Source organism: Gordonia sp. OPL2, from assembly GCF_003797825.1.
Lineage (GTDB): Bacteria > Actinomycetota > Actinomycetes > Mycobacteriales > Mycobacteriaceae > Gordonia.
On record NZ_RKME01000006.1, the window covers coordinates 108308 to 125765 of the forward strand.

A 17458-nucleotide genomic window follows, 5' to 3' on the forward strand; every position below is an offset into this window, starting at 1 on the left:
CCGCTCCGCAGCAGATGTCTGGATAATCCAGTCATCCCGTGCGGAGGCGTGACGCTCGTGTCAGCGTCCGTCTCGAGGTGTTGACCTTCGGCGTCGGTATCGCCTCGGGCCGTTCTCTTCTTCTGGCCCGGGACCGGGCTCTCGCGGCGTCGTCGACGCGGTGAGGCCCTGACAACGCGCCCGTAACACCGAGGCAAGTCGTATTTCACGAGCGCCACGGATAGTGGCGTCATGTCCAGCACTCCGCGGTTCCTGCAAGGCGTCTTCGCGTTCACCGGTACCGGCCTGACCAAGCCGGCACCGATCGATCCGTCGTTGACCTTCGTGGTCCCGCCCGGACTCACCGCGCAACCCCTCTACTTCCGGGGCGGCAACAGCTGTGACGACCTCATCTATGTCACGCTCACCCGCGACGGCCGGCCGATGCGGGTGTTCCCGATGGGTGCGAAGGCGTCGGTGAATGTGCCGCTGCGGGTGGTCGAGGACGTGGACCCCGATTCGACGCTGGAGTTGGTACTCGCCGCCCCGGAGGGCGCCGCCGGTGAGGTGGTCATCGACTTCGGGATGGTCGTCTTCTGATGGGGCGACGCAAGCTCGTCGTCGTCGGCAACGGGATGGCCGGGGCGCGGACCGTCGAGGAGATCCTGGCCCGTGGCGGTGCGGATCTGTTCGACGTCACGATGATCGGCGACGAACCGTACGGCAACTACAACCGGATCATGCTGAGCCACGTGCTCTCCGGCGAGTCGTCGCTCGACGACGACGACCTGATGCTGAATCCGATGGCGTGGTATCGGGAGAACGGGGTGACCCTCTACGCCGGCGACAGCGCGGAGGCGATCGACCGATTCGCCAAGACCGTGACCTGCGCGAGCGGTCGGACGATCGACTTCGACACCCTCATCATCGCGACCGGCTCGAACACCTTCTTCCCCAACATGGACGGGCTCCGCGAATCCGACGGTCGGCTCGCGCGTGGGGTGTTCGGATTCCGCACCATCGCCGACACCAACGGGATGCTGCAGATGGCAAGCGCGCGGGACGGGGTGCGTGCCGTCGTGATCGGCGGCGGACTCCTCGGGTTGGAGGCCGCCTACGGTTTGAAGACCCAGGGCGTCGATGTCGACGTCGTGCACTCGCCGGGACATCTGATGAACCAGCAACTCGACGAGCGCGGCGGAAAGGTGTTGCGCAACAAGATCGAGGAACTCGGAGTCGGCGTGCACACCGGCAAGCGGACGACCGCGGTGGTGCGCAACCACGACGGTGCGGTTGCCGGCGTCGGGTTCGCCGACGGCGAGTCGTTGCCGGCGGACATGATCGTCGTGACGGCGGGTATCCGACCGAACGTCGAGTTGGCGCGTGGTGCCGGACTCGTCGTCGAGCGTGGGATCGTCGTCGACGACCAGATGCGATGCGAAGACGAGGGTTTCATCTTCGCCGTGGGGGAGTGCGCCCAGCATCGCAGCGAGGTGTACGGACTCGTGGCACCGCTGTGGGAGCAGGCTGTCGTCCTGGCGGACGTGGTGACCGGCGCGAATCCCCGTGCGGAGTATCACGGTTCACGCCTGACGACGAAACTGAAGGTGGCCGGTGTCGACGTCGCCGCGATGGGGGTCAAGGGGCCGGAGCGCGACGACGACGAGTTCGTCCAGTTCTATGAACCCCGCAGCGGGGTCTACAAGAGCGTCGTCGTCCGGGACAACAAGCTGATCGGGGCGATGCTCCTCGGCGACATCTCCAAGGCCAACTTCCTCACCCAGGCGTTCGACGAGAAGGTGGCGCTGCCCGACGAACGGATCTCGATGCTGTTCGACATGGGTACGCCGTCCGCGGAGACGGGGGCCGCGGAACTCGCCGACGACGTTCAGGTGTGCAACTGCAACGGGGTCACCAAGGGCGACATCGTCGCGTGCGTGCAGGGTGGATGCACCAGTGTCAGCGAGGTGTGTGCGAAGACGAGGGCAGGGAAGGGGTGTGGCTCCTGCAAACAGCTCGTCGGCGACATCGTCGAGTTCGCGGCCGGGGACTCGCTGACCGAGGACCGGTCCGCCGAGTGGTATGTCCCGGCGATCCCACTGACCAAACCGGAACTCATCGATGCCATCCGACGTCAGAACCTGCGGTCGGTGACGGACGTGTTCGCGGCGCTCGCGCCCGAGGGCGAGGATGCGTCGGCGAAGATGCCGTTGTCGTCGCTCCTGCGGGTGATCTGGGGGCAGGACTGGCAGCGGGAGCCGGGAGCGTTGTTCGTCAACGACCGCGTCCACGCGAACATCCAGCGTGACGGGACCTTCTCGGTGGTGCCACAGATGAAGGGCGGGGTGACCTCTCCGCAGCAGCTTCGTCGGATCGCCGATGTCGCGGAGAAATACGACATCCCGATGATCAAGGCGACCGGCGGCCAACGGATCGATCTGCTGGGCGTCCGGAAAGAGGACCTACCGAAGGTCTGGAAGGATCTCGACATGCCGTCGGGATACGCCTACGGCAAGTCGTTCCGGACCGTGAAGACCTGTGTCGGAACCGACTACTGCCGTTTCGGACTCGGGGATTCGACCTCGTTGGGCATCGACATCGAGACGCGGTATCAGGGTCTGGAGTCACCCGCCAAGCTGAAGCTCGCGGTGACCGGGTGTCCACGTAACTGTGCCGAGGCGCTGTGCAAGGACTTCGGTGTGGTCGCTGTCGGCGACGGTCGCTGGGAGATCTACGTCGGAGGGGCCGCCGGCGCGCATATTCGCAAAGGCGACCTGCTGGCCACGGCCGACTCGCCGGCCGAGGTGATCCGGTTGTGCGGCATCTTCATCCAGTACTACCGCGAGCAGGCCAAGTGGCTCGAACGTACCTACGCCTGGGTGCCGCGGGTGGGTATCGAGGAACTGCGCGCGATCCTCGTCGACGATCGTGACGGTCTCGTCGCCGGGCTTCAAGAACGGATCGACGAAGCGGTGGCCGGTTACACCGATCCGTGGCTCGACCGCGAGGAGCCGAGGTCGCCCGCACAGTTCACGTCCTCGCTTCCGCTGCTCCCGCTGCCGAAGGTGCCGGTCCGATGACCCGTGTCGACGCAGGCGTTGTCGTGGGGCCGATGGAGGATCTGTTGCCGGCGGAGGGACGTGCCTACGCGGTCGACGGAAAGCAGATCGCGGTGTTCCGGATGACCGACGGCACCCTGCGCGCGACCGACGCGGTGTGTCCGCACAGGGGCGGTCCTCTCGCCGACGGCCAGTTCGATCTCGGCCAGATCGTGTGCCCACTACACCAATACGCGTTCCGGTTCACCGACGGCGGGTGCACTTCCGGCGAGATCGGGTCGGTCGGTGTGTACCGGGTGGAGGACCGCGACGGTCAGATCGTGGTGTGGGTGTGAGGTGGTGTCCCAGGTGACACCGCAGCGCGCGGGTAGGTCCACCCGGTCCCTGAGGAGCGAGCTTGCGAGCGTCACGAAGGGTCTTCTTTCCCAGTGGCATCGAAACTTCGCGGCTTGTGCACAGATCGCGCTGACGGGGTTATCTCAGTCGTGGGCTGCCCGATGATCGGTACATGGCATTTGTCTATCTTCTTGAGTGCGCGGACGGCGCCTACTACGTCGGTAGCACACGCGATCTCGAGTTACGGCTGGAACAGCACGCCACCGCTCGTATCGGGTTCACGTCCACCCGGCGGCCGGTGAAGCTTCTCTGGAATGCGGAGTTCGACAACATCGCCGACGCCTACGCCATAGAACGTCGTATTCACGGCTGGTCTCGACAGAAGAAGCGCGCACTCGTCGACGGAGATATCGGACTGCTGAGGTCACTGGCCAGTCGGGCACAGGACGGGACGTCTCGGGACTCGGGGGACCCTTCGTGACGCTCGCAAGCTCGCTCCTCAGGGACCGGGTCACGCTCGCAAGCTCGCTCCTCGGGGGACCCTTCGTGACGCTCGCGAGCTCGCTCCTCAGGGATCGGGCCCCGCACGCGAGGTCGCTCCGTGCCCGTGAGCGCCGTCAGTACACGTCCCGCACATACCGCTTGTCGGCGGCGAGGGCTTTGACGTAGCCCTCCGCGCTGCTGGGTGCGAGCTTCCCGTGTTGGGCGACCACACCTTTCAACGCCGAGTCGACATCCTTGGCCATTCGCGACGCGTCACCGCACACGTAGATGTGCGCGCCGTCGTGCAACCACCGGTACAACTCCTCGCCGTGCTCACGCATCCGGTCCTGCACATAGATCTTCGACTCCTGGTCGCGGGAGAAGGCGACGTCGAGACGGGTGAGCAGGCCGTCGGCGAGCATCGAGGTCAGTTCCTCGCGATAGTAGAAATCGGTTGCGGCGTATTGCTCACCGAAGAACAGCCAGTTCGGACCGGTATGGCCCAGCTCGCGGCGTTCGTGCAGGAACGCCCGGAACGGGGCGATGCCGGTCCCGGGACCGATCATCACCATCGGGGCATCTGGGTCGGCCGGTGGCCGGAAGTGGTTGGTGGAGTTGACGAAGATGCCGATGTCCTCGCCGTCGGCGTGATCGGCCAGGAACGTCGAACACACGCCCCCGCGAGGTGTCCCGTGGACGTTGTAACGCACCGCGGACACCGTGAGGTGGACCTCGTCGGGGCTCGACAGTGGGCTCGACGAGATCGAATACGAGCGCGGCGCCAGTGGTTTCATCACATCGACCCAGTCGGCGGCCGTTGCGCGCACGGGATGCTCGGCCAGCAGATCGACCGATTGCCGTCCCCAACACCACTTCGCGAACTGCTCCTTGTTGCCGGCTGCGGTCATGCCCCGCAGCGCGTCGTCGCCGGTCCGGTCGGCGACGAAGCGCACCAGATCGGCGCCCACCTTGGAGAACTCGAGCCGTTCGCGAAGAGCGCGCCGCAGGGTCATCTCGCCGGCATCGGGCAGGTCGACGACCTCGTCGCCCCGGAGTCCGGTCACCGACAACCACTCGTCGATGAGCGCCGGGTTGTTGCGCGGCCACACCCCGAGGGCGTCGCCGGTCTTGTAGCTCAACGATTCCGCGGGCAGATGGAATCCGACGTTGCGGACGTCCTTCGCCGAGCCGGAACCGTTCAGTCGCACATTCCTCGCCAGCGAAGTGACGAACGGATTCTTCCGAGAGTAGGTCGGGGTGGCCGACGGTGCGGGAGCGGACCGCTCGACGACGGACACGGGCGATCGGTTGTCGCCGATCGGATCCGCTGCGTCGACGTTGCCGAGCGCGCCGACGACCGACTCGAGCCAACTGCCCGCCGCATCCTCGAACTCCGGTTCACAGTCGACCCGGTCGAGAAGGCGCTCGCCGCCGAGTTCCCCGATGCGCGTGTCGAGCTTGCGGCCGTGACCGCAGAAGTCGTCGTAGCTCGAATCGCCCAGCGCCAGAACCGCGTACCGCACACCGGACAGATCAGGCGCATCGTCGGAGTTGAGCGCGTCCCAGAACGCGGTGCCGTTGTCCGGCGGATCGCCGTCGCCGGTCGTCGACGTGACGAACAGAACCGCGTCGTGGTCGCCGAGTGTGCCCGGATGCGAATCATCCATCGGGGCGGCGGTGACCCGTAGGCCGGTTCCGGCGACTCGTTCGGCGCACTGGGCCGCGAAGTCCTCGGCGTTGCCCATCTGCGACGCCCACAGCACGGTCACGGACCCGGTCTGCGACGACCCGCCACCCGGGGTCGCGTTCGCGCCGACCGGAACACGGGAGAACATGCCGTGCAGAAGGCCTGTCACCCATAGACGGGTCGGCGCCGACAGCGGCGCGTCCGCGGGCACGGTCGGTGCGGTGCCGGCAGGAGGGTGGGCGCGGAGGCCGCCGACGAGGCCGGCGAGATAGAGCTTCTCGTCGTCGGTCGGGATCGGTGCCGCGACATCGCTGACGCCGAGCACGCCGGCGAGGAGTTCCACCTCGGCTCCCTCGGACGCCGACAGCACGGATGGTGATGCCGCCGAGGACGTCTCGGGTGGCGTCGGAGTCTCGGCGGCGGCGACGCGCGTGAGGGTGACCGCACACACCTTGAACTCCGGCTGTTGTGACAGTGCGTCGACGGCGTCCGACGTGACGGCGTTGATGGTGAGGTGCTCGCCGAAGACGTCGTTCCAGTGGAACGGCACGAAGCAGTTGCCGGGACGCACACGATCGCTCACCGACGCCGGCAGAACGGCCCGGCCACGGCGTGATGCCACCTCGACGCTGTCGCGCTCGCCGATGCCGAGGCGATCGGCATCGAGCGGGTGGATCTCGACGAACGGACCCGGGTTGAGCTTGTTCAGCTTGGCGACGCGGCCCGTCTTGGTCATCGTGTGCCACTGGTGGGGGAGACGCCCGGTGTTGAGGAGGATGGGGTAGTCGTCGTCGGGCATCTCCGCGGGCTCGACGTGCGGGCGGGCGAAGAACTGGGCCCGTCGATTCGGCGTCGCGAAGGCGAGGTCGGGAACCGTGCCGTCCTCCCGCCGGAAGAGGGTCTGGCTCACCCCGTCATTGAGATAGCGGATGGGGTGTCGACCGTCGGTGGCCTGCGTGTCAGGTGGGCACGGCCACTGCATCGGCGTGCGACGCAGACCGTCGTAGCTGATCCCGCGCAGGTCGTATCCCGTTCGTGGATTGGCGAACTCGCGGATCTCGTCGAAGATCTCCTCGGCACTCGAGTAGGTGAAGGCCTCGGCGTAGCCCATCGCGCAGGCGATCCGCGCGATGATCTCCCAGTCCGGCATCGCCTGGCCGGGTGCTTCGTGTGCGGGTTCGAACAGGGTGACGTTGCGCTCGGAGTTCACCATGGTGCCACTCGACTCGGTCCACAGCGCGGCGGGCAGGGCGACGTCGGCGTAGGCGTTGGTCTCGGTGTCTGCGAACGCATCCTGGGTGATGACCAGGTCGGCGCGCTCCAGACCCTCGATGACAGTCGACCGATTGGCCACGGAGGCAACCGGATTGGTACAGATGATCCAGCACGCCCTGATCTCACCGTCGGCCATCCGGCGGAACATGTCGATCGTGCCGCCCCCGACGTCGGTGCGCAGCGTTCCCGGCTCGACATCCCACTTCTCCTCGACGAACGCGCGATCGTCGTCGGAGAGCACGGCACGCTGGCCGGGGAGACCCGGTCCCATGTAACCCATCTCGCGTCCGCCCATGGCGTTCGGTTGACCGGTCAGCGAGAACGGTCCGCTGCCCGTCCGGCAGATCGCCCCGGTCGCCAGGTGGAGATTGATGAGTGCGTTGGTGTTCCAGGTGCCATGCGTCGACTGGTTCAGTCCCATGGTCCAGCAACTCATCCAGTTGTCCGCCGTCCCGATGAGGTCGGCGGCGCGGCGGATGTCGGCGACCGGGATGCCGGTGATGTCCGCGACGAGCTCGGGCGGATACTGCGCGGCGAACTCCGGCATCTGCTCGAAGCCGTCGGTGTGGGCGTCGATGAAGTCCTCGTCGGTGTGGCCTCCGGTGACGAGCAGATGGAGCAGCCCGTTGAGCAGGGCGAGGTCGGTGCCGGGTTTGATCTGCAGGAAGAGGTCTGCCTTCTCGGCGGTGGTGGTCCGGCGTGGGTCGACGACGATGAGCTTGGCGCCGGCCTTGATGCGGTCCATCATCCGCAGATGCAGGATCGGATGGCAGTCGGCGATGTTCGATCCGATGACGAAGAAGACGTCGGCGTGGTCGAAGTCCTGGTATGAGCCGGGCGGCCCGTCGGCGCCGAGCGACTGTTTGTAGCCCGTCCCGGCACTGGCCATGCACAGTCGCGAGTTCGACTCGATCTGATTCGTCCCGATGAATCCCTTGGCGAGTTTGTTCGTGAGGTACTGGGCCTCCATCGACATCTGGCCCGAGACGTACAGGGCAACCGCGTCCGGACCGTGCTCGTCGACGATGCCACGCAGGCGGTGCGCGGTGTCGGCGATGACGTCGTCCATGTCCGCCGGCTGCGCGGGTGCACCCCGCTCCGTCCGGATCATCGGGGTCAGGAGCCGGCCGCCGCCCGCGAGCATGTCGACCGTCGTCGACCCCTTGGTGCACAGACGACCGAAGTTGGTCGGATGGTCCTTGCGGCCGGTGGTCTTGACGACCTGGCCGCCGGCATCGACGGTCAGGTCCATGCCGCACCCCACGCCGCAATAGGCGCACAGCGAATGGATGACGTCGAGGGACTTCACGCTCCCAGCGTGCGGCGGGTGTGTTTCCTGATGCGAAGCGTCCAGTTACGCGACCGTCAACTTGGCCTCACAGCCTCACCCGACCGTTGTGCGCGGACCGTTGGCCGGTGGCGTGATGGAGATCTGCGCGTCGATGCGGCTGATCCGGCAGGTCGACCGGGGGATCCGGAAGGTCTCGTCGGTGGGGGCGTCGACGATGTGTGCGCCGCCGATCACGACCGGGACGATGAACCGGTAGCGGAGCACATCGGGATCACGCGGATCGGCCGCCCGCGATGTCACCACCGGTGCTGTCATCACCGAATACTGGATGTGCAGGTCGAGGTCACGGCGCATCTGATCGCCCGAGAACCCCGTCTGCAGGCCGTTCTCGAACCGGACGGCGTCGCGAGCGAAGGGCACGTCCGACGCCTTGGTGCGATCGCCGAGAGCGGTCAGATACGCGTCGGCCGCCGCCAGCTGACGTCCGGTAGTACACGGAGTCGGCGTGGCGGACGCGGCCGGCGGGACGAGGCACACCGCGACGGCGGCCCCGGCGACGCCGGCGGTCAGGACTGCGCGGAGGAGCCGATGGCGCGAGGTGATCACCGGCGAATGGTACGTCACCGGCGCACCGGACGGGATCGGTCGCACCGCGCGCACCTGCGCAGATGTCCTCGAGACACACTGGTCGTCCTCAGACACATCTCAGCAGTTCACGATAAGACTGTAGGCATGCGCATCCTTGTGGTCGACGACGATCGGGCGGTCCGTGAGTCGCTTCGCCGGTCGCTGACCTTCAACGGGTACTCGGTCGACACCGCGGCCGACGGCCTCGAGGCCCTCGAGAAGATCGTGGCCGAGCGGCCCGACATGGCGATCCTCGACGTGATGATGCCGCGGCTGGACGGTCTGGAGGTGTGCCGGCGACTGCGGTCCGCAGGCGATGACCTGCCGATTCTCGTGCTCACCGCGCGCGACTCGGTGTCCGAGCGGGTGTCCGGACTCGACGCGGGAGCCGACGACTACCTGCCCAAGCCCTTCGCCCTCGAAGAGCTGCTCGCCCGCCTGCGGGCGCTGCTGCGGCGAGCCGCACCCGACGATGCCGCGGAGTCGGAGGCGCTGACCTTCGCCGACCTCACGCTCGACCCGGTGACCCGCGACGTGTCCCGCGGTGAGCGCAGCATCAGTCTCACCCGCACCGAGTTCGCGCTGCTGGAGATGCTGATGGCCAATCCGCGCCGCGTCCTCTCGCGCAGTCGCATCCTGGAAGAGGTCTGGGGCTACGACTTCCCGACGTCCGGGAACGCTCTCGAGGTCTACGTGGGCTATCTGCGACGCAAGACGGAGGCCGACGGTGAGTCCCGGTTGATCCACACCGTCCGTGGTGTCGGCTATGTGCTGCGGGAGACCCCGCCCTAGTGCCCGCCGACACTCCGGGGGCCGCGCCGACACCGTCGTCGCCGCGGCGTGGGTTCCTGCGTCGTCGGCGCGACGAGATCACCGAGATGCGCGCCCCGATGCCGCTGACGCGGGCGGTGTCCCTGAAGACCCGCGTCACCCTGCTGTCCGCGACGGTCGTCCTTGTCTCGGTGAGTCTGATGGCCGCCGCCGCATATTTCGTCGTCTATCGGGCGATGTACAACGAGGTCGACTCACAACTGGAGAGTCGCGCTGACGGCATGACCGCGCTGGCGCGCACCGGTCTGCTCAACGAGCGCCCCGAGTCCCTTGTCACCGGTACGGTGTTCTCCACGAACATCTCCCTGGCATTGGTGCGGCCCGACGGGCGCAGCTACCTCATCGGTGAGGTCCCGTTCGAGGACTCCGAACGCAGCATCGCGCGGTCCACCTATCGCCCGGGCAGCGTCAACCAGAGTCTGCGTACGATCCACAATCAGCGTGTGCTGGCGCGCAAACTCGACGACGGCAACACACTTGTCCTGGCGCAGAGCCTGTTACACACCGACCGGGTGCTCAAACGGTTGGCGTGGGTCCTGTTGGTCGTCGGTGGCGGCGGTGTCGCGCTGGCCGCGCTTGCCGGCACCACGGTCGCCCGCGCCGGACTGCGCCCCGTCGGCAGACTCACCCGGGCCGCTGAAAGGGTCGCGCGTACGCAGGATCTCACGCCCATTCCGGTGACCGGCAACGACGAGCTCGCGCGTCTCACCGAGAGTTTCAACACCATGCTGGCCGGTCTCGCGGAGTCTCGGGACCGACAGTCACGCCTTGTCGCCGACGCCGGCCACGAACTACGGACACCGCTGACGTCGTTGCGGACGAATCTGGAGTTGCTGATCGCGGCGAGTGAGCCGGGCGCGCCGGCGATGCCGGTGCAGGACATGGTCGAGCTGCGATCCGATGTGATGGCACAGATCGAGGAATTGTCCACGCTGGTGGGTGATCTCGTCGACCTCGCCCGCGAGGACGCGCCTGCCGTCGTGCACGAGGAGGTGGACCTGACCGAGGTGATCACGCGATCGCTCGAGCGGGTCCGTCGCCGCCGCAGCGATGTCGACTTCCACACCAACCTCACCCCGTGGTTCGTCTTCGGAGAGGAGCACGGTCTGAACCGCGCTGTGCTCAACGTGCTCGACAACGCGGCGAAGTGGAGTCCTCGGGGCCGTCCGGTGCTGGTGCGGCTCGCCCAGATCGATGCGACGACCGCCGAACTCACCGTTGCCGATGCGGGCCCGGGCATTCCGGACGAGGACCGCGAGTTGGTGTTCGAACGGTTTTATCGGTCGACGCAGTCGCGTTCGATGCCCGGGTCGGGTCTCGGCCTGGCCATCGTGCGGCAGGTGGTGTCGCGGCACGGCGGCCAGGTCCGCGCCGAACACTCGGAGCTCGGTGGGGCACTCATCCGAATGACATTGCCGGGGAGTCCCGCACCCGAGGAACCTTCGCCGCAGGTCGTTCGTCAATAGTGTGAGCAGGCCCGTGACCGGATCGGCTGGGTCGCACCTCGGCGAACACCGCCGGAGTACTCGGACCGCGACTTCGGTCATCGCGGCCGAGGGCAGGACACTAGGGTTGTTCATCAGCAGTTGTGGCCGCCCCGGTCGTGTCGGCCGCGGCAGCAGTCGGGACATTCGCCGGACAGGCGACGGTGAGAGCTAAGGAAGACGACATGACGAGTGGCGGTTCGCAGGGCGATCCGTACGGCGCCGGCCCGGGTCAGAATCCCTACGGCGCTCCCGGACAGTACGGAACGCCCGGGTACGGCGGGACTGCCGGCCAGAACCCCGGCCAGAACCCCGGGCAGAGTCCGTACGCGCCGGGTCCCGGTTCGTCGGACGCGAACACCTATGGCCACCACGCGGCGTCCACCCAGCGCTACGCCGACCCCTACGGCCCGCCTGCGTCGGCGCCCTTTCCGGCGCAGTCGCCCTATCCGGTGGGCCAGGCCGGTCCCGGTGGGCCGACCGGTGGCGGGCCGGTGTACGGCCCGGGGCCGCAGAAGAAGAGGTCCGGCGGGCTGAAGACGGCTCTCATCGTCGGTGCGGTCGTCCTGGCACTCGTGGCCGGGGCGGTCGGCGGCGTCGTCGGCGCGCAGGTCATCGACGACGATTCGTCGTCGTCGGCGCACAACGGCCCGCTCGGTGGTGACCCCACCAGCGACTCGCAGGGGCAGGTGCAGGCGCCCGCGGGATCGGTCCAGGAGGTCGCGGCGAGCGTGTTGCCGTCGGTCGTGTCGATCATCGTCCGGTCGGGCAACGCCGAGGGCGGCGGTTCGGGAGTGGTGCTGTCCGCGGACGGCGTGATCATGACCAACAACCACGTCGTGTCCGAGGCGGGGTCGGCGCGGGCCAGCCAGGTGCTGGTGATCTTCTCCGACGGGTCACGCGCCCCCGCGCGACTGCTGGGAGCCGACCCGGTGTCGGACATCGCCGTGATCAAGGTCGAGAAGACCGGCCTCACACCGATGAACGTGGGAACGTCGAAGAACCTGGCCGTCGGGCAGGACGTCATCGCGATCGGTGCGCCGCTGGGTCTCGAGGGCACGGTGACCACCGGCATCATCAGCGCGCTCAATCGTCCGGTCTCCACGTCCCGTGAATCGGGGACGACGTCGGTGATCGACGCCATCCAGACCGACGCCGCGATCAACCCGGGCAACTCCGGCGGTGCACTGGTCAACGCGCGCGGTGCCCTGATCGGGGTCAACACGGCGATCGCGACGCTGGGAGCCTCCGCCGAGCAGCAGGGCGGCAGCATCGGTCTGGGCTTCGCCATCCCGATCGATCAGGCGATCCGGGTGGCCCGGGAGCTCGAGCAGACCGGGAAGGCGACGCAGGCCGGGCTGGGGGTCTCGGTGCGCGCCAACACCGAGGTCGATCAGCCGGGTGCCTACATCTCCGACGTGACGGCCAGCGGACCTGCCGCCAAGGCGGGCATCCCGCAGGGGGCCGTGGTGACCAAGGTCGACGACCGGACCATCGCCACCGGCGATGCACTCGTGGCCGCGGTCCGGTCCCACGCGCCGGGCGATACCGTCACCATCACATACGTGGCCGGCGGGCAGACGCGGACCGCTCAGGTCACGTTGGAAACCCTCCAGGTCGGTTAGTTGCATGATCCTCGCGCATGGGAGCAGAAAGGCTTGAGAATGAGCGACCCCCGATCCACCGCCATCGATCCTGACGACGTGGTGGCCGCAGACGCGGCCGCCCGAGAGTTCGTCGCACGGCACAGCGATGACGACAGCCGCACCTCTCCGACCGGTGATGAGATCGGCCGCGCCCTCGTGGTCGTCGTCGACGACCGCGCGGCGCACGGCGAGGATCAGAGCCTGCTCGGGCCCCTCGTGGGCGAGTTGCTCGGTGAGGCCGGATTCCATGTCGACGCGACCGTCGCGGTGTCCGGCGACGAGGTGGAGATCCGCAACGCCCTGAACACCGCGGTGATCGGCGGCGTCGATCTCGTCATCTCCGTCGGCGGTGTCGGTGTCGGGGCCCGCGACGTCACACCGGAGGCCACCGAGGCTCTGCTGGACCGTCGCCTGCGCGGTATCGAGGAGGCCGTCCGCAGTTCGGGTCTGGCCGCCGGAGCCACCGACGGCGGACTGTCCCGCGGATTGGCGGGTATCTCCGGGCAGACGCTGGTCGTCAACATCGCCAACTCTCGGGCGGCGGTCCGCGATGGCATGGCCACGGTCGCACCGTTGGCCAAACACGTCATCGAGGCGATCAGCGAGTTCTGATCAGCATGCACACGATCAACCATCACCGCCGGGAGCGGTGATGGGTGAGACGTCCGACCGATCCCCGGAATCGCCGATGACCAGCGAATCCGGGGATCGGTCGCGTCCATCGAGGAATTGGCGTGCCAAACGCCGGATCGACGATGTGTTCGGCGACGACCTTCCTGAGCAGACAACCGACGATTGTGAGCAAGGTCACTCAGGGCGCTCTCAGGACTGGTACGAGGCCAACCGTCCACCGCATCACGAATAGCCCGGCACGCTGCTGACATAGCTGACGCAGCGTGTTTTCCTTCCGTTAACATTCGCACTTCGAGAGATTTCGAATGTGATCTTTGGGATGGTGAGAGGCGGCGTTGAGACACGTCGGATTGCATCTGTTGCTCGTCTCCATCTCGCTCCGATAACGTTCGCAGCGACGAACTCGGTACTTGGCGACGAGCACCGGCGGGGAGTCCTGCGATCTGTCGCGACTGACGACGCAGCAGTGACCAGGGGTCTGCGGAAGGCAACTTCCAGGGAACCGAAGCCGAAAAGGGTTCGGTTGCGGGGCGGGGGTCCGCAGCCCATGAGGGTCGACTCGGACAGCACGCGGTTGTGCTGTGCGGGATAACAACCGAATCCTGTGAGAGGGAACGAATGAGCAAGTTCAGCAAGCTTGGACTGCGTCGCGTTGTGGGCGCGAGCGCCGTCGCCGCGGTCGCGGCAGTGGGCCTGGCCACGATGGGGGCGGGGGGCGCCGCGGCAGCTCCGCTGCCCAACGGCTACAAGAACGCCACCGGTATCGATGGCGAGTCGCTGCAGACCTGGCGTACCGGTGAGTCGGCCCTGCCGGCTCCGTCGGTCGCGAACAACGGTGCAGGCCGTGCTGCTGTGGTCTCGGGTACCTACCGGGCCAAGGCCAGCGCCGGAGTCAACGGCAACATCGCGGTCAAGGTCCTCATCGGCTGCCAGATCGACATCACCGGCCTCGAGGGCGGCATCTCCGGCAGCATCACCGAGGCGCTGAGCCCCTCGCTGTCGGGTTCGTTGACCATCCCGCTGAACCCGGGTCAGGTTGCGGTCGTGGACGTGACCGACAAGGACATCAAGGACGGCGGCGTGGCCGCGATCCAGCTCGATCAGTTCGGCATCAACGTCGAGAGCTGCGGTGGCTACGCTTCGGCACGCACCATCGTCAAGACCGTGGGCGCCAAGGGCTACAACACCGATGACGGCACCGTCAACGGTGAGGGCACCTACCTGCAGTCGACCCTGTACGGCAAGCCCTTCAGCCTCAACTGAGCGGCACGCAGATAAATCCAGTCACAACTCTCTGACTTATCTGCCCCGAGCAGATTGATATTCCACGAAGGGGAATCATGAAGAAGATCAACAGCCGCGTGGCCGCCGGTGTCGGCCTCGCCGGTGCCGCGGTGATGGGCCTGACCAGCCTCGGTGCGGGTGGCGCCGTGGCCGGCCCGCTGCCCGGTGGGTTCGTGTCCAAGACCCTGGTCGACGGCACTCCGGTCACCGTTCGTCTGAGCAATGAGTTCGTCAACGTCCAGAAGGCCGTGACCAACGTCGCCACCAGCCGTGAGGTCTGGATGTCGGGCAAGGTCACCGTCACCGTCGGCGGCAAGGCCGAGGGCGGCTCGATCGCTGCCGGTTACCTGGTCGGTTGCCAGGTGAACTTCGGTGCCGGCGCCGGTGCGGGCGCGGGCGTCGAGGTTGCGCCGAACCCGGACGGTGGCGCCACCGCCACTCCGTCGGGCAACGCCGACGCCGGGTTCACCCTCGGACCGGGTGAGGCCTCCTACGTGCCGATCATCGACACCACCTCCGGCGACAGCACTGCCTACAAGGACTACAACGTCAGCGACTACACCTTCAAGGGTGCTCGCGGCGGCGTGGCCTACAGCCAGGAGAAGTTCGGCCTCGACGGCTGCGCCGGATACGCCTCAGCCAAGGCCAAGGTCAAGGTGACCGTCAGCACCGATTCGGTGAAGGGCGTCATCACGCTGTACGGCAAGCCGTTCAGCCTGGGCTGATCGGGCCGGTTCGTCTCTGACGGGCACAGCACATACCGCACGGGGCGGGATCGGATATCCGATCCCGCCCCGTTGCTTGTTGTCACCGGATTTCGCCAGTGCTGTCCCGGTCAGCTTCCGAAGAAGGGGAACGGGAAGGTCCGCGGCCGCGGGCGGGGCCGGGGCTGCGGACGAGGTGACGGGCCCGGGCGACGGTTGCTGTGGCCTCGTGGGTTCTGGTTGTGCGGCATGCTGATGCCCCCTCCGTGTCGTTCGGATCTCTGTGAGCCGGTGGAAGTCTCCATCGACCTGACCGACGCTAGGGGTGCAACCTTGCGGTTAGCTGGGGGGCGCCCTGGCAACCGGCTGGGAGTCGTTGCGCGCGCTCCGCATTCGTCCTCGCCGCCCGCACCCGGGCTCTTCGAATCCGGCAGACCGGACAGATCGGGCCACGCTCCGTGATGGAGCGTGGCCCGAAGAGGTTGTGGGTCAGCGTGAATGACGTCCGGGGGCGTCAGGGCCCTCCGGGTACTCGCCGGGGAACTGACCGGGCTGAGGATATGGACTGCCCTGGTGCTGATTTCCCTGGGGCGGATAGTTGGCGGGAGGCGGATAGCCCTGCTGCGGGTAGCTTCCGGGCGGGGGATAGGAACCCGGTGCCGGTTGTGGCGTCGGATACGGCGGGCCCGTCTGGGGTGATGGCTGCTGTGGTTGCGGCGCCGGCTGTGCCGGTGCGGGCTGACCCGTGGAGTCGCCCGGCGCGCTGAAGCGGTGCGTCACACCGGGATCCACTCCGGTGGCCGGGGCGGCAGGCTCCTGCAGGTGCGGCGGGAGATCGGCCTCCGCCGCGGCCTTGGCCTTCGACGAACCGTTGGGATCGAGGAGATCGCGGATCTCGGTCAGCAGCGCGACCTCGGTGACCTCGGCCTTCTTGGCGAAGCCACCCAGTTCGACGAGCTTGTTGTACGGCGCGATGATCAGGAAGTACACCACCGCGGCGACGATCAGGAAGTTGATCAAGGCGGTGATCACCGCACCGATGTCGACGAATGTCGACGGGTTGTCGGTGATCTGGAAGCCCAGGCCCTCGGCGGCGTCCGTCCCGACGGGGATGGCGTTGATCAGCGGCTGGATGATCTTGTCCGTGAATGCCGTGACGATGGCGGTGAAGGCCGCACCGATGATGACCGCGGTGGCCAATTCGATGACGTTGCCCTTGAGTATGAATTCCTTGAATCCCTTGAGCACGGTGTGCGGTCCTCTCGTATTCGGCTTACCGCTCTTGTCCAGGTATTCGCGAGGGCGGATGGACACAGCCCACGGAGCATCGAATTCTCTGTGTGAACACGACAACCCTATCCAGGATCGTAAACGACCGTTGCAGCGATTTCCGGAAACCGCGCCCGGGTAGCGGACACGTCAATGCATGACGACGGCCAGCGATGCGTCGAGACCTGCGGCGGCAACCCGATGTGCCGCCGATTCTTCCATCGCGAGAAGCACCGGGCGCCGGTCGGCACGGCCGCTCATCAGCGAGCCGTCGGCGGACGCGTGCACCGACAACGCCACCACGGCGGCGCGGGCGAGGACGGTCACCTCGGACCGGTCATCGTCGGCGGCGGTCAGGACGTCGACGACATCGCCCTCGCGTAACAGGGATGTCGTGGTCTCGTCCGACAGACGTACCGGCACCAGACGGGCGTCTCGACGGCCGGTCAGCTGGGCGGGGAGGCGCGGCGACAACAGTCGGGCGTCGGTCACGATCTCGCCGGCGTGTACGCGGCCGACCGTCGCGCGGCCGATCCCGTCCGCGGTCAGGCGCAATGCGCCACCCGGCACCAGGCCGCCGGTGACCTCCCGCAGCGCGAGATCGTCGGCGACGACGGCATGTCCGGGAGTCAGGTCCCGCGCTGCGACGACGACGGCCCGCGACTGTTCGCCGCGATGGCCGGTGACGGTGGTCGCGACCGCGACGATCACCAGCAGAACCGACGCGAGGCGACGGGTGATCACCGATCGGGACCACCCTGGCCGGAGCGCGTGTCGGACGCGGTCGACGACGCGGGGGGACAGGGTGTCACGGGTTATCGGGCGCATGCCGGGGACCGTAGCCGCGGGCGGGGCCGGTGTTGCGGGCCG

General features: G+C 67.4%; 14 protein-coding genes. 10 read left to right on the plus strand and 4 right to left on the minus strand.

Annotated elements, in window-relative coordinates; genetic code table 11:
* Nucleotides 1-231 precede the first annotated feature (231 nt).
* From EEB19_RS08570 to EEB19_RS08585, 4 genes are all read left to right on the plus strand, one after another.
* A complete protein-coding gene (locus EEB19_RS08570) occupies nucleotides 232-579 on the plus strand; it encodes a molybdopterin oxidoreductase (protein WP_187585127.1) in 348 nt (115 codons plus the stop codon).
* Nucleotides 579-3059, plus strand: coding sequence for a nitrite reductase large subunit NirB (nirB, locus tag EEB19_RS08575; protein ID WP_187585129.1), 2481 nt, complete (start codon nucleotides 579-581; stop codon nucleotides 3057-3059). The genes EEB19_RS08570 and nirB overlap by 1 nt, the downstream gene beginning before the upstream one ends.
* Nucleotides 3056-3373, plus strand: a complete 318-nt coding sequence (locus EEB19_RS08580; RefSeq protein WP_187585132.1) for a Rieske (2Fe-2S) protein — start codon at nucleotides 3056-3058, stop codon at nucleotides 3371-3373. Before nirB ends, EEB19_RS08580 begins: the two co-directional genes overlap by 4 nt.
* Before the next feature lie 173 nt (nucleotides 3374-3546).
* Entirely contained in the window at nucleotides 3547-3855 is a 309-nt protein-coding gene (locus EEB19_RS08585; RefSeq protein ID WP_187585134.1) for a GIY-YIG nuclease family protein, read from the plus strand.
* A 136-nt stretch (nucleotides 3856-3991) separates the two neighbouring features.
* On the opposite strand, the gene EEB19_RS08590 is transcribed toward EEB19_RS08585, so the two are convergent.
* Nucleotides 3992-8128 (minus strand): bifunctional nitrate reductase/sulfite reductase flavoprotein subunit alpha, encoded by a 4137-nt coding sequence (locus EEB19_RS08590; protein WP_187585136.1) that lies wholly within the window; start codon nucleotides 8126-8128, stop codon nucleotides 3992-3994.
* A gap of 75 nt (nucleotides 8129-8203) precedes the next feature.
* Nucleotides 8204-8716, minus strand: a complete 513-nt coding sequence (locus tag EEB19_RS08595) for a hypothetical protein (RefSeq protein WP_187585138.1) — start codon at nucleotides 8714-8716, stop codon at nucleotides 8204-8206.
* Nucleotides 8717-8842: 126 nt separating this feature from the next.
* Here EEB19_RS08595 and EEB19_RS08600 point away from each other — a divergent pair, with 126 nt between their 5' ends.
* The 6 genes from EEB19_RS08600 (at nucleotide 8843) to EEB19_RS08625 (ending at nucleotide 15340) form a co-directional block, all read left to right on the plus strand.
* Nucleotides 8843-9529 (plus strand): response regulator transcription factor, encoded by a 687-nt coding sequence (locus EEB19_RS08600; RefSeq protein ID WP_187585140.1) that lies wholly within the window; start codon nucleotides 8843-8845, stop codon nucleotides 9527-9529.
* 86 nt (nucleotides 9530-9615) lie between these two features.
* Entirely contained in the window at nucleotides 9616-11034 is a 1419-nt protein-coding gene (locus tag EEB19_RS08605; protein ID WP_187585404.1) for a HAMP domain-containing sensor histidine kinase, read from the plus strand.
* Between the two features lie 203 nt (nucleotides 11035-11237).
* Entirely contained in the window at nucleotides 11238-12677 is a 1440-nt protein-coding gene (locus tag EEB19_RS08610) for a S1C family serine protease (RefSeq protein ID WP_187585142.1), read from the plus strand.
* 39 nt (nucleotides 12678-12716) lie between these two features.
* Nucleotides 12717-13310 (plus strand): molybdenum cofactor biosynthesis protein B, encoded by a 594-nt coding sequence (locus tag EEB19_RS08615; protein WP_187585144.1) that lies wholly within the window; start codon nucleotides 12717-12719, stop codon nucleotides 13308-13310.
* Nucleotides 13311-13949: 639 nt separating this feature from the next.
* Nucleotides 13950-14594 carry an MspA family porin gene (locus EEB19_RS08620; protein WP_187585146.1) on the plus strand — a complete coding sequence of 215 codons (645 nt, stop codon included), beginning with the start codon at nucleotides 13950-13952 and terminating at the stop codon, nucleotides 14592-14594.
* Between the two features lie 77 nt (nucleotides 14595-14671).
* Nucleotides 14672-15340 (plus strand): MspA family porin, encoded by a 669-nt coding sequence (locus tag EEB19_RS08625; RefSeq protein WP_187585147.1) that lies wholly within the window; start codon nucleotides 14672-14674, stop codon nucleotides 15338-15340.
* 468 nt (nucleotides 15341-15808) lie between these two features.
* Here the strand turns inward: EEB19_RS08625 and mscL are convergent, their stop codons facing one another.
* Nucleotides 15809-16567, minus strand: a complete 759-nt coding sequence (gene mscL / locus EEB19_RS08630) for a large conductance mechanosensitive channel protein MscL (RefSeq protein WP_187585406.1) — start codon at nucleotides 16565-16567, stop codon at nucleotides 15809-15811.
* 171 nt (nucleotides 16568-16738) lie between these two features.
* The gene (locus tag EEB19_RS08635; RefSeq protein ID WP_187585149.1) at nucleotides 16739-17416 is read right to left on the minus strand and encodes an SAF domain-containing protein; all 678 of its coding nucleotides are present in this window, start codon (nucleotides 17414-17416) and stop codon (nucleotides 16739-16741) included.
* Nucleotides 17417-17458: the final 42 nt, after the last annotated feature.

Coding starts and splice junctions, on each gene's coding strand:
- EEB19_RS08570 (WP_187585127.1), top strand. CDS start 232: ATGTCCAGCACTCCGCGGTTCCTGCAAGGCGTCTTCGCGTTCACCGGT.
- nirB (WP_187585129.1), top strand. CDS start 579: ATGGGGCGACGCAAGCTCGTCGTCGTCGGCAACGGGATGGCCGGGGCG.
- EEB19_RS08580 (WP_187585132.1), top strand. CDS start 3,056: ATGACCCGTGTCGACGCAGGCGTTGTCGTGGGGCCGATGGAGGATCTG.
- EEB19_RS08585 (WP_187585134.1), top strand. CDS start 3,547: ATGGCATTTGTCTATCTTCTTGAGTGCGCGGACGGCGCCTACTACGTC.
- EEB19_RS08600 (WP_187585140.1), top strand. CDS start 8,843: ATGCGCATCCTTGTGGTCGACGACGATCGGGCGGTCCGTGAGTCGCTT.
- EEB19_RS08605 (WP_187585404.1), top strand. CDS start 9,616: ATGCGCGCCCCGATGCCGCTGACGCGGGCGGTGTCCCTGAAGACCCGC.
- EEB19_RS08610 (WP_187585142.1), top strand. CDS start 11,238: ATGACGAGTGGCGGTTCGCAGGGCGATCCGTACGGCGCCGGCCCGGGT.
- EEB19_RS08615 (WP_187585144.1), top strand. CDS start 12,717: ATGAGCGACCCCCGATCCACCGCCATCGATCCTGACGACGTGGTGGCC.
- EEB19_RS08620 (WP_187585146.1), top strand. CDS start 13,950: ATGAGCAAGTTCAGCAAGCTTGGACTGCGTCGCGTTGTGGGCGCGAGC.
- EEB19_RS08625 (WP_187585147.1), top strand. CDS start 14,672: ATGAAGAAGATCAACAGCCGCGTGGCCGCCGGTGTCGGCCTCGCCGGT.
- EEB19_RS08635 (WP_187585149.1), bottom strand. CDS start 17,416: ATGCGCCCGATAACCCGTGACACCCTGTCCCCCCGCGTCGTCGACCGC.